The 26994-nt window shown below is 49.8% G+C and carries 27 protein-coding genes and 2 tRNA genes; 1 reads left to right on the forward strand and 28 read right to left on the reverse strand.

Features of this window, described 5'->3' with window-relative positions:
* Nucleotides 1–7 precede the first annotated feature (7 nt).
* The 19 genes from mreD to FXY30_RS06000 all read right to left on the reverse strand — a co-directional run bounded on the left by mreD (nt 8) and on the right by FXY30_RS06000 (nt 16708).
* A complete protein-coding gene (gene mreD, locus FXY30_RS05910) occupies nt 8–508 on the reverse strand; it encodes a rod shape-determining protein MreD (RefSeq protein WP_071705741.1) in 501 nt (166 codons plus the stop codon).
* Nucleotides 501–1433 (reverse strand): rod shape-determining protein MreC, encoded by a 933-nt coding sequence (gene mreC, locus FXY30_RS05915; RefSeq protein WP_071705742.1) that lies wholly within the window; start codon nt 1431–1433, stop codon nt 501–503. The genes mreD and mreC overlap by 8 nt, the downstream gene beginning before the upstream one ends.
* Nucleotides 1411–2448 (reverse strand): rod shape-determining protein, encoded by a 1038-nt coding sequence (gene mreB, locus FXY30_RS05920; RefSeq protein ID WP_071705743.1) that lies wholly within the window; start codon nt 2446–2448, stop codon nt 1411–1413. Before mreB ends, mreC begins: the two co-directional genes overlap by 23 nt.
* 81 nt (nt 2449–2529) lie before the next feature.
* Nucleotides 2530–3324 (reverse strand): RadC family protein, encoded by a 795-nt coding sequence (gene radC / locus FXY30_RS05925; protein WP_083428249.1) that lies wholly within the window; start codon nt 3322–3324, stop codon nt 2530–2532.
* Nucleotides 3290–3859, reverse strand: coding sequence for a Gx transporter family protein (locus tag FXY30_RS05930; protein ID WP_071705744.1), 570 nt, complete (start codon nt 3857–3859; stop codon nt 3290–3292). Before FXY30_RS05930 ends, radC begins: the two co-directional genes overlap by 35 nt.
* A gap of 3 nt (nt 3860–3862) precedes the next feature.
* Entirely contained in the window at nt 3863–4261 is a 399-nt protein-coding gene (locus FXY30_RS05935) for a NusG domain II-containing protein (RefSeq protein ID WP_071705745.1), read from the reverse strand.
* 186 nt (nt 4262–4447) lie between these two features.
* Nucleotides 4448–5650, reverse strand: coding sequence for a galactokinase (locus tag FXY30_RS05940; RefSeq protein WP_071705746.1), 1203 nt, complete (start codon nt 5648–5650; stop codon nt 4448–4450).
* A 124-nt stretch (nt 5651–5774) separates the two neighbouring features.
* Nucleotides 5775–6638 carry an RnfABCDGE type electron transport complex subunit B gene (locus FXY30_RS05945; RefSeq protein WP_071705747.1) on the reverse strand — a complete coding sequence of 288 codons (864 nt, stop codon included), beginning with the start codon at nt 6636–6638 and terminating at the stop codon, nt 5775–5777.
* Nucleotides 6639–6658: 20 nt separating this feature from the next.
* Nucleotides 6659–7234 (reverse strand): electron transport complex protein RnfA, encoded by a 576-nt coding sequence (locus FXY30_RS05950; RefSeq protein ID WP_066923567.1) that lies wholly within the window; start codon nt 7232–7234, stop codon nt 6659–6661.
* 10 nt (nt 7235–7244) lie between these two features.
* Nucleotides 7245–7886, reverse strand: a complete 642-nt coding sequence (gene rsxE, locus FXY30_RS05955) for an electron transport complex subunit RsxE (RefSeq protein WP_232009048.1) — start codon at nt 7884–7886, stop codon at nt 7245–7247.
* Nucleotides 7887–7896: 10 nt separating this feature from the next.
* Nucleotides 7897–8481 (reverse strand): FMN-binding protein, encoded by a 585-nt coding sequence (locus tag FXY30_RS05960; protein ID WP_071705749.1) that lies wholly within the window; start codon nt 8479–8481, stop codon nt 7897–7899.
* Nucleotides 8478–9455, reverse strand: a complete 978-nt coding sequence (locus FXY30_RS05965; protein ID WP_071705750.1) for an RnfABCDGE type electron transport complex subunit D — start codon at nt 9453–9455, stop codon at nt 8478–8480. The genes FXY30_RS05960 and FXY30_RS05965 overlap by 4 nt, the downstream gene beginning before the upstream one ends.
* An 8-nt stretch (nt 9456–9463) precedes the next feature.
* Nucleotides 9464–10786 carry an electron transport complex subunit RsxC gene (gene rsxC, locus FXY30_RS05970; protein ID WP_071705751.1) on the reverse strand — a complete coding sequence of 441 codons (1323 nt, stop codon included), beginning with the start codon at nt 10784–10786 and terminating at the stop codon, nt 9464–9466.
* Between the two features lie 208 nt (nt 10787–10994).
* Nucleotides 10995–11077: transfer RNA gene (locus FXY30_RS05975), tRNA-Leu, on the reverse strand.
* Nucleotides 11078–11215: 138 nt separating this feature from the next.
* Nucleotides 11216–11893 (reverse strand): lytic transglycosylase domain-containing protein, encoded by a 678-nt coding sequence (locus FXY30_RS05980; protein ID WP_071705752.1) that lies wholly within the window; start codon nt 11891–11893, stop codon nt 11216–11218.
* Nucleotides 11886–12554, reverse strand: a complete 669-nt coding sequence (coaE, locus tag FXY30_RS05985) for a dephospho-CoA kinase (protein ID WP_071705753.1) — start codon at nt 12552–12554, stop codon at nt 11886–11888. The genes FXY30_RS05980 and coaE overlap by 8 nt, the downstream gene beginning before the upstream one ends.
* Before the next feature lie 134 nt (nt 12555–12688).
* Nucleotides 12689–15346 (reverse strand): DNA polymerase I, encoded by a 2658-nt coding sequence (gene polA / locus FXY30_RS05990; RefSeq protein WP_071705754.1) that lies wholly within the window; start codon nt 15344–15346, stop codon nt 12689–12691.
* Nucleotides 15333–16565: an MFS transporter gene (locus tag FXY30_RS05995; protein ID WP_071705755.1), complete on the reverse strand. Its 1233-nt coding sequence runs from the start codon at nt 16563–16565 to the stop codon at nt 15333–15335. The genes polA and FXY30_RS05995 overlap by 14 nt, the downstream gene beginning before the upstream one ends.
* Before the next feature lie 60 nt (nt 16566–16625).
* Nucleotides 16626–16708: transfer RNA gene (locus FXY30_RS06000), tRNA-Leu, on the reverse strand.
* 222 nt (nt 16709–16930) lie between these two features.
* Here FXY30_RS06000 and FXY30_RS06005 point away from each other — a divergent pair.
* Nucleotides 16931–18847 carry an ATP-dependent helicase gene (locus FXY30_RS06005; protein WP_071705756.1) on the forward strand — a complete coding sequence of 639 codons (1917 nt, stop codon included), beginning with the start codon at nt 16931–16933 and terminating at the stop codon, nt 18845–18847.
* Between the two features lie 79 nt (nt 18848–18926).
* On the opposite strand, the gene FXY30_RS06010 is transcribed toward FXY30_RS06005, so the two are convergent.
* From FXY30_RS06010 to FXY30_RS06050, 9 genes are all read right to left on the reverse strand, one after another.
* A complete protein-coding gene (locus FXY30_RS06010; protein ID WP_071705757.1) occupies nt 18927–19487 on the reverse strand; it encodes a metallophosphoesterase in 561 nt (186 codons plus the stop codon).
* On the reverse strand, nt 19484–20230 hold the full coding sequence (locus FXY30_RS06015; RefSeq protein ID WP_197675355.1) for a pseudouridine synthase: 747 nt from the start codon (nt 20228–20230) through the stop codon (nt 19484–19486). Before FXY30_RS06015 ends, FXY30_RS06010 begins: the two co-directional genes overlap by 4 nt.
* Before the next feature lie 9 nt (nt 20231–20239).
* A complete protein-coding gene (locus tag FXY30_RS06020) occupies nt 20240–20992 on the reverse strand; it encodes a response regulator transcription factor (protein WP_071705758.1) in 753 nt (250 codons plus the stop codon).
* A gap of 68 nt (nt 20993–21060) precedes the next feature.
* Nucleotides 21061–21573, reverse strand: coding sequence for a hypothetical protein (locus FXY30_RS06025; RefSeq protein WP_071705759.1), 513 nt, complete (start codon nt 21571–21573; stop codon nt 21061–21063).
* Between the two features lie 296 nt (nt 21574–21869).
* Nucleotides 21870–23495, reverse strand: a complete 1626-nt coding sequence (gene groL, locus FXY30_RS06030; RefSeq protein WP_071705760.1) for a chaperonin GroEL — start codon at nt 23493–23495, stop codon at nt 21870–21872.
* Between the two features lie 37 nt (nt 23496–23532).
* Entirely contained in the window at nt 23533–23817 is a 285-nt protein-coding gene (locus FXY30_RS06035; RefSeq protein ID WP_071705761.1) for a co-chaperone GroES, read from the reverse strand.
* A gap of 151 nt (nt 23818–23968) precedes the next feature.
* Nucleotides 23969–24859, reverse strand: a complete 891-nt coding sequence (gene srtB, locus FXY30_RS06040; protein WP_071705762.1) for a class B sortase — start codon at nt 24857–24859, stop codon at nt 23969–23971.
* A gap of 83 nt (nt 24860–24942) precedes the next feature.
* Entirely contained in the window at nt 24943–25797 is an 855-nt protein-coding gene (locus FXY30_RS06045) for a class B sortase (RefSeq protein ID WP_071705763.1), read from the reverse strand.
* Nucleotides 25798–25820: 23 nt separating this feature from the next.
* Nucleotides 25821–26987, reverse strand: a complete 1167-nt coding sequence (locus FXY30_RS06050) for an NAD(P)/FAD-dependent oxidoreductase (RefSeq protein WP_071705764.1) — start codon at nt 26985–26987, stop codon at nt 25821–25823.
* Nucleotides 26988–26994: the final 7 nt, after the last annotated feature.

The raw sequence follows: 26994 nt of genomic DNA on the forward strand, positions 1-26994 counted from the left end.
GGTTCTTCTAAATCCGGCCGAAAAAGCGAATGCTTTCGGGCTTCATCAAACGGCGCATCAACAGCATAACCGGAATGAACAGTGCGGCATTGAACAGGGCATAAAACAACACCGGTTTGCCAATCAGATACAGATACGGCAATGGTTTACGTAAAAGGAACAAGATGCCCCATTGCCCCGCCAGCACAAAAAAGGAAAAAAGCGCAGTAGCAAGCGTTCCTGTAGCTAAATTATGTTCGTTGTGATACAGGGCTTTTCCCACAGCCGTTGCCCCCACAAAAAAGAGCAATGCGCGTATGCCCAACACGCCGGAAAACATCATATCTTCCAGAAGGCCAAGGGCCAGACCGGTATACCCGCCCCACAGAGGGCCATACAGAAAAGAAATCGCAACGAGAAAAACCAAATGTAGCGCCGGGGCAATTCCAGAAAACGTCCAATTGGAAACCACGGCGGTCTGCAAAATCAAAACAGCCAACAAGCTGAGACTATAACGCAGTTTATTCACCGGAGCCTCCTTTATATGCATGATTCCCATTTTTCGCGGTCGAATGGGCGGACGAAGATACACTACCCGCGACATCCTCTTGATCGCGATTTTCCGGGACGACTAAAACGCGATACAGCTTCGAAAAATCAACAGCCGGAGTGATGCTGACGTTTTTCGTCAATCCATCCCCCGCAAGCTTGACTTCGCTGACGACACCGAGATACAAGCCACGTGGATATCGTCCGCCCACACCGCTTGTAACAATTTCTTCGCCCATGGGTACATCCGTTTGCGCATCCAGCAAATAGCCATAAAAGCGTTCCGCGTCGCGGTTGTTGATGACGCCATATTTTTTGCTGGAGGAAAAGAGGATGGAAATATTGTGCGATTGGTCCAAAATCGTCGAAACCTTCGCATAATTCAACCCCGCCTCCGTCACTTGGCCGACCAAGCCGGATACGACGTTTTTGGACGCGTCTTGCACGCCTTGCACAACGATATCCCCTTCATGCACTCCGTCCTTTGTCCCTTTATTGATCGTAAAACGCACAAAAGTCGGCGAAGGATCCGACATGGTAATCTCCGCAGGAATAACGGCATGCTCCGCTACATGTTGAAGAGCATATTCATTTTGTAAATAGGGCGCATCGGCAATCACGTTCCGCATGGTGCGCACTTCATCCTTTAAAGCCTGGTTTTCGAGAGTGAGGCGATCTAATTCAGCCTGTGTTGCTTTTGGACCAAGCAGATGATCGTAGACATCCTGAAGAGAGCTGGAAGCCGAGTAAAAAAGCCGATTTACCGGTGAAAGCACCATGTTGAGCAAATTGGACGGCAGCTTGCTGGTCTCCGGATTGCGATTGGAAAACAGAATCAGCAGGACCAAAATCAAAACGGTGAGCAGAAAAGAGCGACTTCCCTTACCCTTTTTGTAGCGAATCATGACGCGCTCCTTTTCCGGTGATTTCTTCCCTGTTTTCCATCACATAACGGCACCCGAAAAGTACATCTTCTTCGGGATGAGAAGATAGCGAAGTCGGCACGTGTACCTCCTGCACCAGATATTCCGATAAGCCATCCAACTGCGCACCGCCACCGCTAAGCAGCAAGCCACGTTCCATCACGTCCGCAGCCAATTCGGGCGGTGTCTTTTCCAGCGTGATACGCAGTGCGTCCGATACTCTATGAATAAACGGTAGAATGGCTTGCGTCACATCGGAGGCATAAATATCAATATTTTTCGGCATACCCGTTACAAGATCTCTTCCAGAGACTTCCATGGCGTCATTCTGACGATCTTCTCGTAACGTACCGAGCGTTTTTTTTACGTTTTCCGCAGTGGACGAACCGATCATCAAGGAATATTTATCGCGAATGAAATGGATGATATCCTGATCCAGATCTTTTCCACCAATCTTCATGGTCTCCGTCACAATCAAGCCATAGCTGTTGACGATTGCAATCTCTGTAGTTCCCGCACCCAAATTCAACACGAGTGCACCTTTTGTAATCGTATTGATGCGTTTCGTTCCATAGGCGCAAGCTAAGGATTCCTCCACCAAAAATACGCGACGTGCACCGGCCTGTAAGCAGGCATCTTCTAACGCCTGTCTTTCCACGTCGGTAGCGCCGGAAGGATAGGAAACGCCGATGCGCGGTGCAACGAGTGAAACGCCGGGCAAAAGCCGACGCAAATAATGCTCCAGCATAGCGCGCGTTAAATCGTAATCCGCGATCACTCCATGCTGCAGCGGATGAATGGCGATGATGTTTTCTGGGGATTTTCCCAAGAGAGCCTTGGCTTCTTCGCCAAGCGCCACTATTTGCATTTTTTTCACTTCCAGCGCCACCACACTCGGTTCGACCACCATCGTATGATTGTCAAGTCGCATGGCTCTTGTGCAAGCCGTACCGATGTCGATCGCTAAATCCGGCGCAGTAAAACGAAAATAATCCACCCCATACTCCTGTTTTCTTTATCTGTCCTCTTCCTGTTTCGTTATTCTATCACGATAGAGTCCAATTTCTCAACGAAAAGGCTACATCAGATTCCGTTCCCGTAAGCTGACATAATGCGCTTTCCCTACGATCACATGATCGTATACTTCAATGCCAAGCAATTTCCCGCACTCCACCAGGCGTGTGGTAATGGCAATGTCCTGCGGTGACGGCTCGGGATCACCGCTGGGATGATTATGGGAAAGCACAATACCCGCACAGCCGATGCGCACTGCCGGCTGAAATACCTCGCGCGGATGCACGCGCGCTTGCGTTAAAGAGCCGATGGAAATCAGCACCGTGCGAATGGGCTTCAGCTTCGCATTGACTAAAATAGCGCAAAAATGTTCCCGCTGCTCCTCGGCATAATACGTCTGAAAATAATTCGCAATGGACTTCGGATTTGCGAGCGTGATGGAAAAAAACGCCTGCTCTTCGCTCAATCGTCGGCCCAACTGAACGCCGGCAAGAATGCGACACGCCTTCGTTCTTCCGATACCTTCAAAGCGCATCAGTTCCTCCGCCGTTGCCTGCAAAAGGCCCGCTTTTGGCTCATCCCGACGAAGAAGAGTGGATGCAAGCTCCAAGGCGCTTTTTCGCTTTGTGCCTGTACCGATCAAAATTGCCGCCAGTTCTTCATCGGAAAGCGCCTGTACACCGAGACGGATCAGCTTTTCCATGGGACGATCCTCTTCCGGCATATCCTTAATACCGAAAAAGATCTTTTCCTTTTTGTCTCTTTCTTCCTCATTTTCTATGATGACTTTCCCCACGCAAATGGTTGTTTGTGGAGAGCCTTCTCTATTGTTTGCCTTCCGTTGATTCTTGTTTTTCATGGATTCTCCCTTCGCTTTGTCCTTCGACAGCCCTTCGAAGAGAGGGAGCTAACGCATTCGCCGAAAGCCCCACAAAAAACCCCGTAAATAATCCGGCCAGTGTCAGCACGGGCAGATAAACAAAAATAGCACCGTTCTGTAACACGACACATGCAACACACAGTTGTCCGACATTGTGTGCCAAAGCGCCCAGTTCACTTACTCCGACCAAGCTGAATGGAGGAAGTGCAAAGCGTACGGCAATGCTCATCACGGCAGAGGAAAATAGCGCACCCGCAATGGAATACCAAAAACCGGTAACGGAGCCGGTAAGCAGCAAAAGCAAAACGGACTTTAAGAGAGCCACTGCCATTCCCTCTTTTGCGCCGTACACCACAATAGTCGTCAGAATAACCAGATTTGACAAGCCCAATTTTGCGCCGGGTACGCCGATGGGAAGCGGCATCGCCTGTTCCAAAAGCGAGATGACCAACGCCATCGCCGTTAACAGCGACAAAAAAACAATTTTTTTTGTCGAAATGCTTCTCTTGCGCATGACTTATTGGAGATAAGCATCCACGTCGGATGCCTGCTCCGCTCCTCCCATCAGTTCCACCAAAAAACGATTGGGTAAACACACAAGGATCTGACCGGGCCGAGAAATACGGCCTTGGTGCATACAAAGCTTATCGGGGCAATCCGCTTCGAAAACGGAAATACTGCCCTGCTCGATTTTTACCACGTTGCACCCGTAAGCACTTGTGTATCGCTTCGTTTGCCCCTCTGCTTCGGCGAGTGCATAGCGATCGATTTCCTTTCCGTCCACTTGTATGCTGACGTATACGTCCTGTTTCGTTTGTGCGTGGCCGAAAAAAAGAATTCCTAATGCTATAACGCTTGCTAAGGCTAAAAGCAGGATGAGCACACGGTCCGCGCGTGTTGTCCATCGTTTTTTCATACTGCCCCCTTACCGTGCCTTAGTTTACCATATGCCCTAAATACAGAACAGACGAAAATCGTTCCACGATGTTCCAGCTTTTCATAACAAAAGAGAGGCGAAATTGCCTCTCCCTTGAAAAAACTGATCTTGATTTGCCATGCCAATCCTTCGAAGTGGAAGAAAAAGACCGACCTTCGTTCTGTGTTAGTGAAGTTCTCCGGCACCATCACCCGCCGTGGAAAGGATGAGCTCAGGCGAAATCCCCATTTTCTCCTCGTAGGTCTTCTGCACGTAAGCGGAAAATGCATTGACTGCCGATTCCTCTACCAGGGCGATGGCACAACCACCGAAACCGGCACCCGTCATGCGCGCTCCGAAACAGCCTTCGGCGTTATTTGCCGCATCGACAATCGCATCCAAATGCGGACCGCTGGCTTCATAGTCATCGCGCATAGACGCATGGCCGGCTTTCAATAATTCGCCTACCAGGGAGAGATTCCCCTCTTCAAGCGCGGCCACCGTATCTTTTACACGTTGATTTTCGGTAATGACATGGTGCACACGACGTCGCAGTATATCGGAACGCAACCGGGCAAGACGAGGAAGATCGGCAACGGTAAATTCACAGAGATGCGTTTTTTCTTTTTTTCCTTCTGCGACCAATGAGGCATTTAACTGCGCCAACGCCTCTTCGCATTCCGCGCGCCGTTCGTTATACTTAGAATCCTTTAGCTCGCGCCGATGTCTGGTGTTTAAGACCATGAGTACCGCCTTTTTCTCCTTGAGAGAAAGAGGAACGTAGGTATGCGTCTTTGCAGCCGTATCCAGCACCATCGCATAGCCCGCTTTTCCAAAGCCGATGACATACTGATCCATGATGCCAGTATGAAGACCGAAAAATTCATTTTCACACCAAACACCCGCTTCCACTAACGTAAGCGTCGGAATCGGCGCTTTACTCCAAAAAGCGGAATAGAGTACACCGAAAAGCAGTTCAAGACTTGCAGACGAGCTGAGGCCGGATCCATTGGGAATGTTGCCATAGACAACCACGTCCAATCCTTTCGGCAGAATGCCCTCTTTCTCAAGGGCTTTGGCTACACCAATCGGATAATTCGTCCAATCCCTCTTCGGATCATAGTCCGGAAGCGGCAACGAAATATTCTGGCGATTTACCATATTGGCGGAGTACAAACGTAACATGTCAAGGTCATTTGGTCTGGCCAATGCATAGGTGCCAATGGTCAGCGCACAGGGAAAAACCGCTCCCCCGTTATAGTCTATATGCTCCCCAATGATATTGATGCGGCTCGGCGCAAAAAACAGTCGCACGTCGCGCGCGTCACCAAACTGCTTTTCAAAATCCGCCTGCAATCGCGTACGAATAGAGGTCTCGTTTTCTCCCATAGTGTCTCCTTCTCTATCAGCATGCCTTGACCGTTGTTGCCACAAAAGCGGCGACCAACAAAAAGAACGTGCACCCAACGGCGCAAAACTTTCCTGCCTTTGGATGTACGTTCCTGTTACAGCATTATGCGTGCGCAACTTCCTTTTCTTCTTCGACAACCAAAGCTTTTGCATTCACATCGCCGTCAGCATCGATGACGATGCACTTCGCCGGGCATTTCGCAGCCGCCGCCTGTGCCTTTTCCACATCGTAGCCGTCATGATACGTCGCATGCGCCAGTTTTCCCTCCAACGCAAACTCCTCCGGTGCCAATTTTGCGCAGATGCCGCAACCGATGCAGCCGATGGTGCAGGCATTCTTAACGTCTTTACCGAACTCGGGATTGTGGCATTTCACTTGCGCAACGGCATGATACGGAACCAACTCAATGATGTGCTTGGGGCAAACCTTTATGCACTGCATACACTGGGTACACTTTTCCTGGTTGATGACCGCCACACCCTTGATCATCCGAATCGCTCCGAAAGCACAAACCGATTGGCAGGTGCTGCAGCCTAAGCATCCATACAGGCAGGATTTGTTTCCGCCGCGCTGCTTCGCCATCATTCGACAATCCTGAATACCGTGATAGGCAAAGATCTCTTTCGTATGTTCACAATCTCCCTGGCACTTGACGCTGGCCACATAACGTTGACCCGCCTCGACGGCGGAGCCCATAATCGTTGCAATTTTATCTGTTACCTTGGCACCACCGACCACACAAGCGTTCAACGGTGCTTTTCCTTCGGCCATGGCTGCTGCACAGCCATCACAGCCGGGATATCCACAGGCACCGCAGTTTGCTCCGGGAAGAGCCTCTCGAATTTGTGTAATGCGCGGATCGACATCAATATGTGTCAGCTTGCTGACAACGCCGATTAACAAAGCAAACGCGCCGCCCAAAATGGACATAATCGCCACCGGCGGAAAAATTTGAGTAAAATCCATGACTACCTTCTTTCCGTTTCTTACTGGAACATGCCGGCAAACCCGGCAAATGCCATGGACATCAAGCCGAGTGTCGTTAATGCCGCAGGCACGCCCCGGAAGCACTCCGGAACATTTTCCATACGCGTGAACTGCTCACGAATGGCGGCAAGCAAAATGAGTGCCAATGCAAAGCCGATGGAAGCACCGAGCGCACTTGCCACCGTTTGCAGCAATGTATAGCCGGTTTGCACATTCAGAATCGCAACGCCGAGCACCACGCAGTTGGTGGTGATGAGCGGAAGGTAGATACCCAAGGCATTGTAGAGACCCGGTGCTGATTTCTTGAGAAACATTTCCACGATCTGCACCAAAGCTGCAATGACCAAAATGAAGGCAACCGTACGCAAATAGACGAGGTTCGGCTGCAAAATGAAGCGATCCAAAACCCAGGTGATCACGGAAGCCAACGTAATAACGAAGGTAACCGCCGCACTCATTCCCATGGACGTTTCTACTTTACTCGAAACACCGATGCTCGGGCAGATACCGAGGAACTGGGCAAGAACGTAGTTGTTGACGAATATCGTCAAAAAGATGATTTGAAAAAATCCCATGTTCTCCTCCTTATTCCGTTACAGCCGGCGATGATGCCGCTAATGCTTGTTCTTCCTTCGCCTTGGCTTTCCGATCACGTGAGATGTTAATCTGATTCATGATCGCCAAGAAGATGCCCAAGAGCATAAAGGAAGACGCCGGTTGTTGCAAAAACGGAATCGTGGCCGTTTCGGGAAGAATCCGTGCTCCCAGAAGTGTACCGGCACCAAACAGCTCACGCACCACGGCAACCGTGATGATGACAAATGCATAGCCAATACCGTTGACGATGCCGTCAATGGCCGAAGCGAACACGCCGTTCTTCGAGGCGAATGCCTCGGCACGTCCAAGAATAATGCAGTTTACCACGATCAAGGGAAGAAAGATTCCCAACAGATCATAGATTTCTTCAAAATAAGCCTGCAGACACATCTGCAAAATCGTGACGAAACTCGCGATAACGACGATAAACGCCGGAATACGAATTTCGTTTGGAATGAAATTACGCAGAAGCGAAATTACAATATTGGAAAGCACCAAGACGAACATGAACGACAAGGACATGCCGATAGCGCCGAGAACCGTCGAGGAAACGGCCAGAACCGAACAAAATCCAATCAGCTGAATCAGGACCGGATTGTTGGAAAATACCCCTTCTTTTAATTTATCCATCCTATCCCTCCTACTTTTGCGTGGTTTCTGTGGACGAGCCGACAAGTTTTGCATGAGCCTCCACCACCATGTTCATAGCTTTTTCCATGGCCGTTGTCGTGCGCGTTGCACCGCTGATAGCGGGCATAACGTCGGGCTGTCCGCCGTTTCCTTCCGCTTTCAGCGGTTGATTAAGCGTCACGCCGTGCATTCCTTCCGCATATTCCGGCTTAGCCACACTCGCGCCGAAGCCCGTGGTTTCGGTCTGGTTAATGACCTTTAAGCCCGTCACCGTACCATCTGTTTTCGCACCGACCACAAAGGTAATCGGTCCATCATAGCCGACCGGAGAACTCACCGAATACAAATAGCCTTCGGTCTTGCCCCCGACAATCGCCTCGTTGACCGCGACGATATTGTCACTAAGTACAGCAGTGTTTTCAACAGGTTTCGTTTCTTCCAGTCCCGGAAACACTTCCGTAAACGCCTGTAATTCTTTTTGTTTCTGTGCTTCTTCAATAACCGGTGCCGTTGCGGAATTGGTCACCGCGAGCACAAAAGTGGCTACAGCGCAGATCACGAATAATTTCACCGCATACATTATGGATTTATTCATCGAGACACACCTCCAAACGGCTTGTTTTTCACGTATTTATCGATCAGCGGCGTGGCTACGTTCATCAACAGAATCGCATACGAAACGCCTTCCGGAAGAGTGCCGAAATGACGAATCAACGCGGTAAGGAACCCTGCACCAATGGCAAAAATCAGTTGGCCGCGTCCGGTCATCGGGGTGGTAGCATAGTCAGTCGCCATGAAGAAGGCGCCGAGAATCAGTCCTCCACTGAGTACCTCGGTCGGAATGTTAGCCGGTGCAAAGGTTCCGTTTATCATTCCGAAAAGAGACGTGAAGACAATAAACGAACCGATCATGCCGCAAGGAATGTTTAAGCGAATAACCCCTCGCCATAGCAAATAGGCTGCACCGATGAGAATCGCCAAGGCACTCACTTCCCCGAGCATGCCGGGCATGTTTCCTACGAACATATCCCACAAAGCAGGAACCGGCCCACCGGAAAGTGGCGTTGCAGCCGTTACGGAATCCACACCCGCCGGCACCGCGCCAAACGGATATGGCGTCTTAGAAAAATCTTTTGCCCAAGCCGACATCAGAAAGGCACGTCCGGCTAAAGCAGGGTTGACAAAATTGCGTCCCAGGCCACCAAAAAACTGTTTGGCGATCACAATGGCGAAAATGCCGCCGATGGCTGCTTTCCAGAGCGGATACGTCGAGGGCAGGTTAAAAGCTAATAAAACACCGGTAATCATAGCAGAGCCGTCCGAAACGGTAATGGGCTGTTTACGCAGTTTCTGAAACACCGCTTCGGCACCGACCGTTGCAATCACGCAGACAGCAATAAGAAGAATGGCCTGCAGGCCAAAAACCACGCCCGATACGACGATGGACGGAATTAAGGCGATCAGAACATCGAACATCATGCGCTGCATCGTTTCGCCGGTATGTACATGGGGCGAGGCGGCAACATGAAGCAGTTGATCCTTCACCTGAATTTGCGAAGTAGTTTCCATAATTTCCCCTACTTTCTATCCATTTTAGCGATTTCCGCTTTGCCAAAACGAATCCATTGCAACAGCGGACGATTGGACGGACAACTATATACGCATGTTCCGCACTCAATGCACTGTTTGATGTAGTACTCACGTGCCGAATCATAGTTGCCGATGCGCACATCATTGGCGAGCATGAGCGGCTCCAGATGCATCGGGCAGGCTTCGACGCAACGTCCGCAGCGGATACAGGGATCAATCGCTTTAGCCGTGCTCTCCTCGACGGTCATAACCAAAATGCCGTTGTTTCGTTTATCCAGCGGCACTTCGTCCGAAGCCATGGCAACACCCATCATCGGACCGCCACAAATGATTTTTCCGGGCTGCTGGGAATACCCGCCGGCAAATTCCACCGCCTCGCGAATGGAGGTTCCAAAGCGCAAAAGTATATTTTTCGGCGCTTTCACGGCATGTCCTGTAATGGTCACGATGCGCTCATAGAGCGGTTTACCATAGTACACTGCATCCACAACCGCACAGGTGGTTGCCGCGTTGGAGACCACGCAACCCACACTGGCCGGAAGCTGTCCGGCTGGAATGTGCCGCCCCGTAACCGCAGCAATGAGATTCTTTTCATCGCCCTGCGGATATTTAGTCTGCATGGTGGCCACGGCAAGATTTTCTTCTTCGCCCAAAGCAGCCGCTACCGCCTCAATGGCCTTCGGCTTATTTTGTTCGATGGCTATGTAACCTTTTTTAGCACCGGTGGCTTTGATAATTAATTTCAGCCCGGCAACTACCTTCTCCGGATGCGTGCGCATGAGCAGGTCATCGCTGGTCAGATACGGCTCACATTCGGCACCATTGATAATGATCGTGTCGATGGTCATATCCTTCGGCGGAAGATATTTAACGTGCGTCGGAAAACCCGCGCCGCCCATGCCGACAATACCGGCCTCTTTGACGTACTCCACGATCTGTTCCGGGGTGAGGTCATCTTGGCTACGATCCACCGACGTGTAGCCGAGCGTATCTTGATGATCGTTGGCAATGACAATCGCCGGCACTTTGGATCCGTCCGGTTTTACGTAGTCGATAATGCCCTGCACTTCGCCGGAAACGCTGGAATGCACAACCGCAGATACAAAGCCGCCCGCTTCCGCAATTTTCTGTCCCACATCGACATGGTCGCCTTTCTTCACGATGGGCTTTGCCGGTGCACCAATATGCTGGGACATCGGTAAAGTGATCACATCGGGAGCAGGCATGACCTGAAGTTCGGTTCCGTTGGAAAGCGATTTATAATCCTCAAAATGAACGCCTCCCCGGAACGTCAGGTTGTTTAATTGCATAAACTACTCCTCTCAAACCTTCTTAATTGTTATGAGGAATCGTTCTCCCCCTCCATCGCAAGGAAAACGACTAAACCCTAAACATGACTATTCTACCACACCTCCTATTTTTGTTACACCATTCACAAGGAAATGTGTAGGCTTTGTGAAGGAGTACGCTATCCATAAAAGCAAAAAAAGAACGGCCTGAATGCTCAGGCCGTTGTACTGCAGAAGATGGGATTCGAACCCACACAAGCTATGCTCACCACCCCCTCAAGATGGCGTGTCTGCCTATTCCACCACTTCTGCAAACGGGACCCCTATATTATAGGGGCACTTGCTTTTCTTGTCAAACTGCCACTTTCGTTTGTTTCCATTGTCATTGCCCTATGCAACGCCAAGACATTGCGACATTTGAATGGAACCAAAATCTACGCACATGTCCGGTTAATATTGCGCGGCAAAGGAGCGTATGGTTCGCCACACATTTTTTACCGCCAAGAGAATCTGATTTTCGCCCGATGTATCATCCGGCAAACCGTCGCAGTACATTTTGGCATAAATATTTCGCGCCTTGTCTACGCGATGGACATAGCGCCGTGGAACGTTGTAGGGTATGTTTTGCATGGTTTCAAACGACCACGTAATCGTACCGTCTTTTAACCACTTGTCCACATTCGTCATACCGGTATTGTACGCCACAATCGCCAGATGCTCATTTTGGTAACGGCTAATCAAATAGGAAAGATAATGCGTGCCGATCATCAGATTGGTCTTCGGATCTTTTAAATCCATAGTCGTTTTGTCGACGTCCAGACGCTGGCATACCCAGTCCACTGCCTCCGGCATCAATTGCATCAAGCCAACGCCGCCGTCATCCGCTACAATATCGGCTTGAAAATCACTCTCCGACTTGACAACGCCGGCGACAAGATAGGGACTCAGCCCCTCTTTTTCTGCCGCGGCCGTAATTTCGTTCCCATATTTTATCCGGTAGCTCGCGCTCCCGCGATAGAACAGGAACGCCACACTGCATAGTGCCAGCAAAAGTAACACGATCAGCATGATCAACACATTGCGAAAGAAATGTCTTGCCGTTTTTACTCTGGTTTTCGCCCTACGCATATTCTTCTCCTCGAACAGCCTCTTCCACGATCTTCTTCAGCTTCTCCAAATCGGCGTCATTCGTAAGAATCACGTCCGCCTTTTTTTGTTTTTCGTCTTCGCTCATCTGTGCGGCCAAGCGCCTCTTTGCTTCCTCTTCGGAAAGGCCGTCACGTACCATCAGCCGTTGTTTTCGCATTGCTTCAGGTGCCGTTACCAACCAGATTCGATCCAGTGAAAGGCATTGCGAAGCCCCAAAGGATTCCATCAGGAGCGGAATGTCGAAAAAGAGCAATCTGTGTGCAACTTCGTTGTCTTCTGCCGCCTTCCTCGTCCTTTGGATTTTCCACTGCGAAATCGTCTCTTTCGCAAGGCGATCCAGTTCATGATAGACAGCCGAGTGCGTTATAGCATCCAATTTTTCGCGTGCCGCTTTTTCCGCAAAAATGTGCTTGGCAAGCACGCGACGATCAAGAGATCCATCTGCGGCAAGAATGTATTCTCCGAAAGCCTCGACAAGGCGAGGAAGCAGCGCTCCGTTCGCAGCGACCAACTGATGATACATCGCGTCGGCATCCAGAACAGTAAAACCCATTTTCCGCAAGAGCTCGGTAACCGTGGACTTGCCGCTGGCAATGCCGCCGGTCAGTCCAATACGGCGCACACGCAATTTCTCTTCCATCGTTACGCCTTTCTCCTTCTTATTGTAAACGAAATCTGCCGCAAGAAACACTCCTTCTTATGCGCTCGCTGTTGCTTACGGATTCTGTTCGTATCGCTTCTGTCTCGACTGCATCGTTCGGATCCGCTTGAATACTATTTCGCTTCCAACCAGCTTTTTCCGCGATTCATATCGGCCACAATGGGCACCGAAAAATCGCTGATCTCCTGCATCCATTCCACCACGCGTTTGCCAATTTCTTCTGCTTCCTCCTCCGGTGCTTCAATAATGAGCTCATCATGAATCTGCAGAACCAGACGGGAACGATAGTTTCCTTCGCGTAAGCCACGATCGACGCGAATCATGGCCAACTTAATCAGATCCGCCGCCGTCCCTTGAATGGGCGTATTTAAGGCGATGCGCTCACCGAAACCGCGCACATTAAAATTTCGACTCTTCAGTTCCGGAATTTCGCGTCGGCGACCATAATAGGTGTCTACATAGCCGTCTTTCTTGGCCTGTTCCACGATATTTTCCATATACCGACGAATCTGCGGATACGTATCTTTATACGAGGCAATGTATTCCGCCGCTTCTTTGCGCGGAATATCCAAATCGCGGGACAGCCCGTAGTCGCTGATGCCATAGATGATCCCGAAGTTGACCGCTTTTGCGTAGGAACGTTGCAGGGGCGTCACGTCTTCCGGGGAAATATGATTGACTTCGGCAGCGGTTTTTCGATGGATATCCATGCCATGCCGAAACGCCTCTATCATCGTTTCATCTCCGCTCAGCGACGCCAGGATGCGCAGTTCAATCTGCGAATAGTCGGCATCCACCAGTTCACAGCCGTCCGCCGCCACAAAGACGGCGCGCAGTTTGCGGCCTTCCTCGGTGCGAACGGGAATATTCTGCAAATTCGGTTCGGTGGAAGAAATGCGCCCGGTTGCCGCCACGTTTTGGCGGAACGTAGAATGAATACGACCGTCTTCGGCAATGTGCGGGCGCAAACCGTCGATATAGGTGGATTTCAATTTGGATAATTTGCGCACCTCTAAAATTGCAGGAATGACGGGATCCACATCCCGCAATTTTTCCAGCACCTCGGCGCTGGTGGAATACCCCGTTTTGGTCTTTTTCCCATGCGGAAGTCCCATCTTTTCAAACAACACTTCCCCCAACTGCTTAGGAGACTGCAAATTGAACTCTTCTCCAGCCGCGTCGAAAACACGCTTTTCTGCTTGGGAAAGAGCTAAAGAAAATTCTTTGTCCAACGCATCCAGCGTCTGTTCGTCCACCGCAATACCGGCAATCTCCATGCGAGCCAGTACGGCGGCAAGCGGATTTTCAATCTGTTCATAGAGCTTACGCATGGAAAGGCGATCCATTTCCTGCATCAACTTGGATTTGGCTTCCTTTACGGTTTGTAGCGATGCGCTCAAATAGCTCAACACCGCATCGGGATCCGCCGTTGTGATCGTCGTTTTGCTCTTTCCCGAGCCAAAAAACTCTTTCTTTGACGGCAAAGGAGCCATACCGAACCGCGAAGCGAGTTGGTCGACCGTATAGCTTGACCGATTGGGATCCGCAAGATATTCCATCAGCATGACATCCTCGTATGCCGCAGAAAAAGGGATGCCAAGCCTGGACAACAACACGATGCTCTCTTTCACATCGTAAGCGATAAACCGCACCGATGGAGAAGAAAAAAGCGCTTGAAAAGCGATGCGAAACTTTTCTTCCTTGCCGGTTAAGCGCAACAGCTTGCCGGTGCCATCCGCCATGCCAAACGCGGCAATCGCCACCGGATCATGCATATAGCTTTCTCCGTCCGCAAAAAGAGCAAAAGGAACCTCCTCTTGCGCACGAAGCGATTCGGCAAGCTCTTTCCAGGAAGAGGCCTCCACCCATTCTCCCTTCGCGTTGGTCGTCAAATCGGCTGCTTTTTTCGTATTCACGCGCGCAGCAAAGGAATGAAACTCCAGACGCGCGAAACGATCCTTCAATTTCTCGTCATCGACCGATTTCGGAAGAAAGTCATCCAATGCCATCCCCAGCGGCACGTCCCGATAAATCGTCCCCAAGCGACGGCTGAGATAGGCTTGCGTTTCTCCTTCTTCCAGGTTCTGCCGCATTTTGCCTTTCAAGTCCTCTATGTGGGCATAGACGTTTTCGATCGTCCCGTAGGTGCGAATCAATTTAAGCGCGGTTTTTTCTCCAATGCCCGCCACACCGGGAATATTATCCGACGTATCGCCCTGCAGCCCTTTCACTTCGATCAGATCGTGTGGAAGCAAATCATATGTCTTCTGAATCCAAGCGACATCTACCTCTTCCAGCTCCGTAATGCCTTTTTTGGTAAACAGAACCGTCGTGTTTTCATCCACCAGTTGGAAATAGTCGCGATCTCCCGTTAACAGGTAACTTTGCACGCCGTTTTCCGAAGCCAGCTTTGCCACCGTTCCAACAATATCGTCCGCTTCATAGCCCTCGCGATCCAGGTGGCAGATGCCCATCGCATCCAGAACATCTTTAGTCATGCCAAACTGCGCACTGAGTTCCGAAGGCGTTTCCTGTCTGGTTCCTTTATATGCTTCATAATCCTCGGTGCGGAACGTTTTTCCTCCGCGGTCAAAAGCTACCAGGATATAATCCGGCTGTACCATATCACGTGCACGAAAAAACATATTTAAAAAACCGTACACCCCGTTGGTAAAAATACCGTCCCGTGTAGTCAGATGGCGAATGGCGTAAAATGCGCGAAACAACAGGCTCGATCCGTCAATCATGAGAAATGTCTTATTCTTCTGCATGCTTTCCTCCGTTCGTGGATTGTGCCCGTAGGCAAAGTTGATAGAAAAGAATGGCACAAAGCTGGGCGGCCGTGGAGACCAATACCAGCATTCGCAGATCGCGGTCATAGAGAGCGCCCAGAATCCAGCTGCCCAAAAACCACGCGATGCCGAAGCCGGTTTCAAAGATACCAAAGCCGGTACTGCGCATCGATGCGGGTATCATTTCACTCACGGCGGCTTTCATGATGCTTTCCTGCGCTCCCATCCCTATTCCCCATAATACGATACCCAGAAGAATAAAGGGCGCACTTCCCGAAAGAAATACCAGTGCGGAAAAGCCGACGCTCAAAAGGGTTGAAAGCATCAAAGCGCGAACACCGGCGCGATCAAAGAGCCAGCCGAAAAACAAGGCAGCAAATGCATCAACGGCCATGGCCAAGGCATAAAGAAGACTGAAAGATTGCGCCGGAAAGGCTGCCGTTCGGGCAATATGCATCGTGATCAGCGTAAAATCCGCAAAGCCGAAAGCAAAGAAGCAGATCGCCGCCATGTACAATATAAACGAAGGCTTAAATGCAAACCGTTCTGTGCTCTGCGCTTGTCGGGTAAACTCTTCGGGGTGCGGATAACGCATCTTTGAAAAGACCAGCATCGCCAACGTCGCCGCTGCGGGAATGCCTAAAACCGCGAAACAGAGCCGATAGGTGTCCATACGGGAATCCATTCCCTTTACCAAGCTGAGCACAAAAAGAATGACCGGGCCGAGGAAAGCGCCGAGTTGATCCAGAAATTCCTGGTAGGCAAAGCCTCTACCCGTCCCAATTTCCGCGGCTGCAAAGCTGACTAATGTATTTTTTGCCGGTTTTTTCACGGCTTTTCCGATACGCTCCAGGATAATGAGACCACATGCCACCGGCCAGGCCTGATCCGGCACCAACGCCAAGGCGGGAATTGCCAACACCTGCAAGCCATAGCCTACAAAGATCAAGGTCCAATACTTTTTCGTGCGATCGGCGAGATAGCCGGAAGCAAGGCGCAGCGAATAGCCGAGAAGTTCACCCAGACCGGAAATGAAGCCGATGGTTTCGCCTTTTGCCCCCGCAAGCTGTAAGTAATCTCCCAAAATACCGCGTGCGCCTTCATGGGTCATATCGGAAAAAAGGCTGACAATGCCCATCAGTAGGATAAAAGTCATGGCTCCTGAAGCGAACGAATGCCCCAAAGATCGCTTTTTCATGTGCTGCCCCTTTCCTGCCTTCGGACGGAAAAAAAGAGCGACCGAGGCCGCCCTTCGCTATGCTGGTGGTGGGACTTGAACCCACACGCTATTGCTAGCAACAGATTTTGAGTCTGCCTCGTCTGCCATTCCGACACACCAGCGCAAAACTTGACTCGCCCATTGTACCACAGTCTCTTTCGTCCTTGCAAGCGCCGCTTCTTATCAAGAAATAGTGCACCCTCTGGAATGCCATAGAGCCTGCAGCGCCGGTAGGACACATAAGAAGCACGAGACGACTACATGCATAGTAGAAAAATCGGAACACCGTGAAACACAAAATTCGTTACAATGAAAACAGTCGATCGTGAAGAAGCGGAGCAAAGATGATTTTTACACCCACACAACAGCAAGCTATCGCCCATCGAGAGGGCCCCTGTCTGGTTCTGGCCGTTCCGGGCGCAGGAAAAACCACCATACTGCTGGAGCGCCTACGACAGATGGAAGCGGCAGGGATTCCTGTTGAGGCCATTGCGTCCATTACCTTTTCTCGTCAACAGGCGTTGGATATGAAAAGCCGCTTTAAAGCGCAGAACGGCAATGAGGCTGCGGTTTTTTCAACCATCCACGCCTTTTGCTATCGTATTTTGCGGGAGTATGCCGCAGAAAAGCATCAACCCCTGGAGTTGCTGGAAGCATCCCGCTCCTACAATAAGTATCGCATTATAGACGCCCTGTATCGCCAACTTTTTCAACAGCCCATGGGTGAAGACGAGGGAAATGACTTCTTTCGTCTCGACAGTTACATGAAAAACACGTTAACGAGTGCCGAAGAAGCAAAGAAAAAAACAGCAATCCGTTCCTCCCGTTTTGAAATGCTGCAAAAGGCCTATCAACAGTTTAAGGTCCAGCATCACCTCATTGACTTTGATGATATGCTCTGGCGCACCTTGCAAGTATTGGATCAGGACGAAACCGTACGGAGACGTTGGCAACAAAAATATCGTTACTATCAGGTGGACGAGGCACAGGACACTTCCCTTGTCCAATGGCGCATTTTGCATCTGCTGACAGCTCCGGAAAACAATATTTTCATCGTTGCGGACGATGATCAGTCCATTTACAGCTTTCGTGGTGCGGATCCGAAGTATCTGTTAAACGTGAAGACGCTTTTTCCCCATACCAAAGTGCTTTTTATGCAGGAAAATTACCGTTCGACCAAAAACATCGTCAAACTTTCCGCCGGGCTGATCCGTGAAAATTCGGCACGCTACGGAAAAACGGCAAAAAGCGATACCCAAAGCGATGAAAAAACGCGCGTGATTCTCACCCATTCGCTGCGCGCACAGATCGATCGATTGTGCCGGGATCTTCCTGCAGACAGGGCGCAAGGAAATGTGGCAGTGCTCTATCGCAATAACCTCTCCGCACTGGCGCTGATGGATGCGCTGGATCGGCATCATATCGCCTTTCAGTTGCGTTCGGATGTCTCCCGGTATTTTCATCACGCGGTGATACGCGATGTTTTCGACTTCTTCAATCTCTCGACGGATCCTTGTGATGTAGCCAGCTTTTCGCGCATCTACTATAAAATGAACCAATTTTTAAAAAAAAGTTTTCTTTCAGCCTTAGACACCGCGCCGACAGGAGAAACCGTCTGGCGTCAGCTTCTTGCTGCGGAAGAAACGCAAACCTCATTTTATCAAGAGCGACTTATGTTTCTGGAGGACGCTTTTTCGCGTATGCAAACCGCAACACCGAAGCAGGCGCTGCATATTCTCTATCAGGAAATCGGCTACAAAGAATTTCTGAAGGAACGCGCACGCCGCGGTACCAATGCGGTCTCCATTGAGGCACGGCTTATTGAATGGTTGGAGGATTGTGCCTCCTATTGTTCCAGTTTTCCCGCGTTTCGCGAACGTCTGTACGCCTTGGAAAAGCGCAGTCAAAAAGACCGAGAGGAAAGAACTGCAAAAGAACTGAAAAAGGAAGGCTTCGGGATCGACGCCACACACGATCCGCCGGTGGTTCTTTCCACTATTCACAGCGCAAAAGGGTTGGAATACGACACCGTGTGGTTGATTGATCTCATCCAAACGGAATTTCCCTCTTCCTTGGCGCTGGAAGAAAATGCCGCCGGCAATCCCGATTTGCTGGAAGAAGAACGACGCCTGTTCTACGTCGGTATGACCCGTGCAAAACGTCGTTTACGCCTGATGGGACGCGAAGCCGTTTGGGATCGTCCGGTAAAGCATTCCCAATTCATCGACGAGCTGGCGGGAAAGGCACGCAAGGTGCGATAAGCGAAACTATTTCACTCGAGCCCGCACAGGCCCGAGTGAAATTTCGCTGTTAGTGATAAAGCTCATGTTGATAGAGTCGTTATACTGCACCCTGCGGTCGTGCAGAACGATAACAATCCCGTTTATTGATGGCCACCAATTCATCAAAAGTACGGGGACAATACCCAACAACGTCCGCACCGCAATTTAAGGCTTTGGGCAATTCTTTGACGCGCTCCTGCGTGAGGGACGGATGATTGTGAATATGACCGTAAAGATGCCACGTGCCGTAATAATAGCCGTCCCATTCCAGCATCGGATAGTGAAAAAGCACCAGACGATGATGGCCGTCATAAACGACCGCATACGTTGTGATTTCTGAAAAATAACGGTGTAAAGACGGATTTTCTGCGATGCAGCGGTCATGATTTCCTAAAATAAGATGCAGGCGGCCGTTTAATCGCGCAAGATATTTTTCTGGTTCAGAGCAACGATGAATCAGATCTCCAACGATATACACCTCGTCGGAAATCTTAACGGTTCGGTTCCATCGCTCTATCATGGTTTCATCCATTTCCTGCACCGTAGAAAAGGGACGGTGGCTGAAACGAATCACTTCTTCATCGCCAAAATGACAATCGGCGATATAGTACTTCCTCATCTTTCTTCGCTTCCTAAGCCCCCTTCGGGGCGTTGGCCCGCGGCGAGGCGCAACTGTTCAATTTCTTCTTCGCGTAATGGCCGATATTCCCCTTCCGGAAGGTCGGCGTCCAGCACCAACGGTCCCATGCGATGACGGTGCAAAGAAAGCACCTTTCGATTGCCGGCAGCAAACATACGTTTCACCTGATGATATTTGCCTTCGGTGATGGTCACGCTGACGCGCCCGTCCTCGCGCAAAAACAAGTGGGCCGGTCTTGTAAGGATACCCTCCGGTTCTAAAAGAATTCCCTTTGCAAAATCAGCGATGAGTGCCTCATCAATGGGGATATCGAGTTCCGCATAGTATTCTTTTTCTACATGCCGTCGTGGAGACAACAAGGCATGAGCCAATCTGCCGTCATCCGTCAGCAACAACAGCCCCGTCGTGTCCATGTCCAGTCTTCCTACAGGAAACAGCGGCCGAAAACGATCTTCCGTCCGCAGCAGGTCAAGAACCGTTTGCCGTTTATCGCGCGTAGCGGATAATACCCCCTTAGGCTTATGTAAGAGAAAATAGGCATAGCGCGGAAAGGCAACGTCATTTGTATCGTATTGCACGCTATCGCTTTCCTCAACGATATGCTTCGGCACTGTAATCGTCGTTCCGTTTACACGTACCCTTCCGGCGCGGATCAGAGCATTGACCTCTTTGCGTGATCCTAAACCCTGATGCGACAGCCATTTATCGAGACGAATACGCAAGCGAAATCCTCATTTCCGGTCCACTTTTCCTTGCACGCCGTAAGCATGCGTTAGTTCTCTGGCCTTCCATCGCAAGGGATCCGTGGATCGTAAGAGGTAGCCTTCTCCCCATTTTGTCGCGACCAGGTCATCCATGCCCAGCGTGCTGAGTTTTTCGCGCAGGCGGCGCACATAGACATCGATATTGCGCTCATGCACCTCATCCGTTTCCGACCATAAATCGCGCGCTAAATCGGCTCGCGTCAGCACCTCTCCCTTTTCGCGAATCAAAACCAAAAGCACTTCAAATTCCTTGCTTGTCAGCTGTACGCTTTTTCCGTCGCGCGAAAGTATGCGATGAATCAAGTCTATTTGCAGTCCAAAAAGCTCCATCATGAATTGATTCTCGCAAGTGCTTACGGCCATGGGCTTCTGACGAAGCAAGGCACGTACCCTGGCCTTGATTTCCAGCATATCCATGGGATAGCGCACCACTTCCTGATAGCCATATTCCAGTAAAAGAACAATGTGTTTCACCGATGGCGATCGTGTCATGAGCATTGCCGGAAAGGCATGAGAGCTTTCTAAAACCGAATAAAAATCCAAAATGTTTTCTTCTTCGGTTTCGTCGGTCAGAAGGGTTAAATCCACCTCCTGTTGAAGAAGAATTTCCTTGGCACGCTTGAGCGAAGCTGCACGGAACACCTCGTAGCCGTCATAAAGGAAGGCCGCCGAAAGGTCTTCTAATATGGTTTCATCCGGATGAATGATTAAAAGCCGCATAGTGCCTCCTTCAATTCTCCTCTACAGAATAGCAAGAAAATAGAAAAATGAAAAGGGGCTCTCTTTCATCATCCCTCATCAAGGGAAGCATCCGAAGATGACTGTGCCGAATGCGGAAAAATGGAATCATAATACAACACCAGTTGGTTCAAAATTTCCTCGTGACGACGGTAGAATGTGCTGCGCGAAAAAAACATCTCGCTGCATACTCTTGATATGGAGTAGCTTTTATAATAGCGATTTGTCAAAAGCGTCACGTCCTCATCGGAAAGATGAAGCAGCAACAGCTTAACGAGCTGCACTTCAATTTTCAGCCGCTCCAGAGTCGAAAAAAATTGTCGCTTTTCAAGTTCCAATAGAAAAGAGAGCGAAGGCAAATCCAGGCAAGACGACGAGTCGGATGAAACGGATTTTTGCGTCGGGATCATCGCGGCTACATAGTCATTGACGGATTGTGCTTCGCGCACGATTTCCTCTTCACGATAGCGTTCCAATTTTTCCTGATTTGTTTTATAACGGGAAAGTAAATCAATAATATGTGCGCGAATACGTGATTGATGTTCTGTAAAACCGGAATCCATTTTTCTCTCCTTTCCTCTCCTTCCGGAGAAGGTTTCATTTTGTCTCTCGAATAACCCTTTTGCTATCCCTTCCTCCTTCCACTTTCGTGAGGTAAACTTATTGTACCAAAGCTGTTCATCTGTCTATGTTTCCTGACGTTTCAATGTGTCTCAAGAAAAATACGCCGTCGCAACAATTTCATAAAACGGCATTCTTTTTCCCTTTTTTCAATAAAATAAAAACGGCAACAGAACGCACACTTCCGTTCTATTGCCGTTTTTCCAATTTTGTTTCTTTTTAACGCCTGCAGGACAAATTAATAGGCGCCGTACCCTGCCCCCGGGTTCATTCCTGGATCCTTCTTTTCTTCCGGAATGCTCACGACTGCGGCTTCCGTGGTAAGGAACATCGAGGCGATGGACACAGCATTCTGCAGAGCCGACCGGGTCACCTTGGTCGGATCCACAATGCCTGCACGGAACATGTTGACGTATTCTTCGCGCATGGCATCAAAGCCTTCTCCTGCTGCACTCGCCTTCACCTTTTCCACCACGACAGAGGGTTCAAGGCCCGCATTCGCGACAATCTGGCGCAACGGTTCTTCCAGCGCGCGCACAATGATCTGTCCGCCGACTTTTTCATCCCCTTCAAAGTCTGCAATATAGGCATCCACATCGTTGATCGCATCGATCATCGCTGTGCCGCCGCCGGCAACAATTCCTTCCTCGACCGCTGCACGCGTTGCAGAAAGGGCATCCTCGATGCGCAACTTCTTATCCTTCATCTCGGTTTCCGTTGCTGCACCGACACGCAGGACAGCAACGCCGCCGCCCAATTTTGCCAAGCGTTCCTTCAGCTTCTCCTTGTCGTAGTCAGACTCGGTATTTTCAATCTGCTTTTTGATCTGCTCTACACGCTGCGAAATGGCGCTCTTGTCGCCGTGTCCGCTGACGATCACCGTTTTTTCTTTATCAATATTGACCTTGCCGGCTCGGCCAAGCATGTCAATTGTGGCCGTCTTGAGGTCCAGCCCAAGATCTTCCGTAATAACACGGCCGCCCGTCAAAATCGCAATATCTTGCAACATTTCCTTGCGACGATCTCCGTATCCCGGAGCCTTGATTGCGACGGCATTAAACGTTCCACGAATCTTATTGAGCACCAACGTAGCCAGCGCTTCGCCTTCTACGTCCTCTGCAATAATGAGCAGTGTCTTCCCGGACTGTACGATCTGTTCGAGAAGCGGCAGAATATCCTGAATATTTCCAATCTTCTTATCCGTAATAAGAATGTAGGGATCTTCCAATTCCGCGACCATTTTTTCCGTATCGGTCACCATGTACGGCGAGAGGTAGCCGCGATCGAATTGCATTCCTTCAACGACTTCTAGCGTGTTTTCCATCGTCTTGGAATCTTCCACCGTGATCACACCATCTTTACCGACTTTTTCCATCGCTTCGGCAATCATCTGTCCAATTGCCTGTTCTCCGGCGGAGATGGTGCCAACGTTGGCAATGGCATCCATGGTGTCTACTTCCTTGGCCATTTCCTGCAACTTTTTCACGACGAAATCGGATGCTTTTTTCATGCCGCGCTTCACCACCATCGGATTTGCGCCGGCTGCAATATTGCGCAGGCCCTCGCGCACGATGGCTTGTGCCAGCAAAGTAGCTGTCGTGGTGCCGTCACCCGCCACATCATTGGTCTTGGTGGCGACTTCTTTTACCAACTGCGCGCCCAAGTTCTCAAAAGCATCTTCGAGATCAATCTCTTTCGCAATAGTGACGCCGTCGTTTGTGATAAGCGGTGCACCGAAGCTTTTCTCTAAAACCACATTGCGCCCCTTAGGGCCAAGAGTGACCTTAACCGTATCCGCTAATTTGTTCACGCCCTCCTGAATCTTGCTGCGGGCTTCAATGTTATAACTGATGAGTTTTGCCATACGTTCTCTCCTTACTCTTTCCTTTTATCTGCTGCAGTCAGTCACGAACAACAGCCAGCACGTCCTCAATCTTAATGACAATGTATTCTTCGCCATCCAACTTCACGTCGGTTCCGGCATATTTCGAATAAATCACACGATCGCCTATTTTAACCGCATCTTTGTATTCATCCTGGGCGGAAATTTTATCGCTGATAGCAACGACTTCCGCATATTGCGGCTGTTCCTGCGCCGATGACGGTAAGACAATTCCTGATGCCGTTGTCTCTTCTTTTTCTAATTTATGAATGACAATGCGCTCTCCGATTGGATTAAGTTTCATACGATCCTCCTGTCTTTTATTATCACTCTCTTTGTATGAGTGCCAACATGCTTAATATACCGCATGAAGAAACTTTTTTCAAGGCCTTTGTGGAAAATTAAAGGCGAGATCCTGGGATCTCGCCTTGTTTGATTCGATATCGCCTTCCCGTTTACTTGCTTACGGCGGATGCATCTGCCGGAGGCATTGGCGGCTTTTCCGTATTGTCCCACCCCCTGTTTGCGTCGATGCTCATGACCTGCTCGCGCGTAACCGTGCGTTCCTTGTTTTCTATTTTGACCAATACGCCTACAACGGCGATGCGTTTGCTCTCGTCCTGTGTGGTGGTACAGGTTGAAAGCGTCACGACGCGATCTTTTGCACTGAGCTTTTCCTTAAAATGAAAGTTCACTTCGGAGCGGTCCAAATCTTTCTGCAAATTGTTAAGAAATGTTTTCTCCTCCACATTGGGATCGCGATACGAATCCGTCGCATCGCGTTGGCGAATGGAAAAGATACGATACGTATAAATTCCTTTCTCGTTCACGAGAGAAAAAAGGTTATCGCTCTTGTCGACATAGCTCTGGTCCAAAAAGTGTTTGAGAATGCCGAACATCTCATCTCCGTAATACATCATGTGCCCGTAAAGAACCGTATTCTGATCCGTCAGATCGGGCTTGTTTTGATAATCCATAAAAGGAATGCCCTGAATACTGTACTTTTCGTCAATGCCTCTGCGAAGATAGTAGTCATTGTCCTTCGCCTGCAGAACCGGATATTGATTCGGTGCTCCGTAGATCATAATATAAGCAACAATATCCTTATTCATGGTCTTCAGGCGATTCATCAACGCTTCGTAATCCAACATCGGCGCATTCTGCGCCACGGAAGAAGCGGAAGAAGCCTCCTTTGGAATCGACAAATCGGCAAGCTGCTTCTGGACCGCAGCGATTTCCGAATTGGACTTTTGTCTTTCCCAAAGATAGGTGCCAATTTCTACTACACTAAACGCCATGATCATCAGGAAAATGCCCTGTATCAGACGCCGTAACCATTTTTTCATCGTTCTTCTCCTATCCTCGCCTGCATCGAGCTGAGGACCCCTATTTCTTACCTCTGCACCCCCGAATCGGCTGCCTGTTCAAATTATAAGCTTTGCGTCGTACTGCTTTCTTCCGGTGCTTTTTCTTTCTCATTTCCGTAAAAGCGTTTTGCTTCTTCAAACGCTTCCGGCGTCAATTCCGCTTTATCCAGCACGCCAAGAATGGCGAGACGATACGTATGATCGCCATCTCCCGTACAGGTGGATAACGTTAAGACTCGTTCCTTTGTGGTGACTGCTTTATCGTAGTGGAAATTGACCATACTGCCTTCGACAGCCTCTTTAAGTAAGGCCGCATATTCTTTTTCCGGCATGTTGGCACGGCGATACGGTGCTTCTTCCAATACTTTATGGATGGTAAACAGGCGATACGTATAAATGCCGTTGTTGGTGGTAATGGTAACCGTCTTTGGCGATTTGTCGGTAAACTCCTGTTCTTTATAATGACGCAAAACACCAAATTGCTGCAATCCGCCGGCATCCGGCATATGACCGTAAATGACGGTGTTCTGATCGGTCAGCTTCGAGGTGTTCTCCATATCCAGGAAAGGAATTCCATAGAGCTCGTATTCTTTATCGATATTGCGTCGCAAATAGTAATCATTGTCCCCCGAATACAGGAGCGGATAGGCATTCGGTGTGCCATCCAACGAAATCCAGCCTACGACATCGGCATTCCGTTTTTGCAAGTCTTTAATCTTTTTGTCAAAGCCGGGCTTTGCTAACGTGATCGTCCCGTGACGAATGCTCATCACCGTCTCGCTTGTCTCCTGCTCTTTGCTGCTCTCAGAAGCCGGTGCCGCCTCATCGCTTGCCGGGGCCTTTTTCTTTCCGCAAGCCGCGAAAAGAAGCACCAGGGCAAAAGCAACAACCAAAATCCCCCATTGTTTTCTTTTCATAACACACCCCTTTTCCTGCTTCGTTATTCCCCGATTGCGTCCAAGACTTCTTTTTTGGGCGTGCGATTTTTAATCCACGCTTTTGCTTTTCCTGTCAATTTCGTATCCTGATAAAGAATCGCACCGATCATCTTTTCTTCCGCATCAAAGAAGAACTTGCTAAAGGAACCATCTGTGCCTTCTTTATAGAGCATTTCTCCGTCATGCGATCCCGCAGAAAACAGCTTCACTGCACCGATTTGCAAGTTGGTAAAGAGCAACGGCGAATCATAGTGTGCTTCTTTACCGGACATGGTATCGCCCGCAACCTTTCCCATTTCCATCGCTGCGGACCAAAGTCCCATCGTTCGGCCATTCAGCTCTGCAACATCCCCTGCTGCCCAAACATTTGCTTCGCTGGTTTCCATGCGATCATTTACCACGATGCCCTTATCCTTTTGCAGCGTTTCTCCGGCTAAAGCCGTATTGGAGCGTACGCCAACCGAGAATACCACTGCATCGCAATCCAGCTTTTCGCCGTTCGTTAACGTCACACTGGTTACTTTGTTCTCACCGTGGACCGCCTTCAGGGACGCCCCAACATGAATGTGCAGATCTTCCTTGGTTTCAAGGCTCTTGCGAACCAACTCTCCGGTTTCTTTATCCAGCTGACGAATCAACAGATACTCGGCAAACTCACATACATGAACCTCAAAATTCTGTTGGCGAAGTGCATACGCCGCTTCCAATCCCAGCAAGCCGCCGCCGACGACAAGCACCCGACGAATTTGCGGGTAATATGCGCGAAGCGTATCCAAATCTTCCGCGGTACGAATGGAGGTGACTCCTTCCAATTTTCCACCCTCATACGGCGGAATAAAAGGATGGGCTCCCGTGGCAAGCAAAAGCTTGTCATAATGCAGACGATCTCCCTCGGCAAAAACAACCTCCTGTTTTTCATAATCCACCGAAGACACCGTCTTTCCGAGAAGAAGCTTTATGTTCTGCTCGGCATAGAATGCAGGCTTCTGGAGCAACAGATTCTCCGTCTTCTCTCCCGTTCCCATCGCTTCTGTGAGTCGAATTCGAAAATAAGGGGCCATGTTTTCGGCGGAGATTATTGTAATCTCTCCTTCCGCATCATTTTTTCTTATTTGTCTGGCGGCAAAGTACCCCGCAGCGCTGCCACCGATTATTACATAGTTGGTCATTGATTTG

Source organism: Murdochiella vaginalis (assembly GCF_902381775.1).
Taxonomy (GTDB): Bacteria; Bacillota; Clostridia; order Tissierellales; family Peptoniphilaceae; genus Murdochiella; species Murdochiella vaginalis.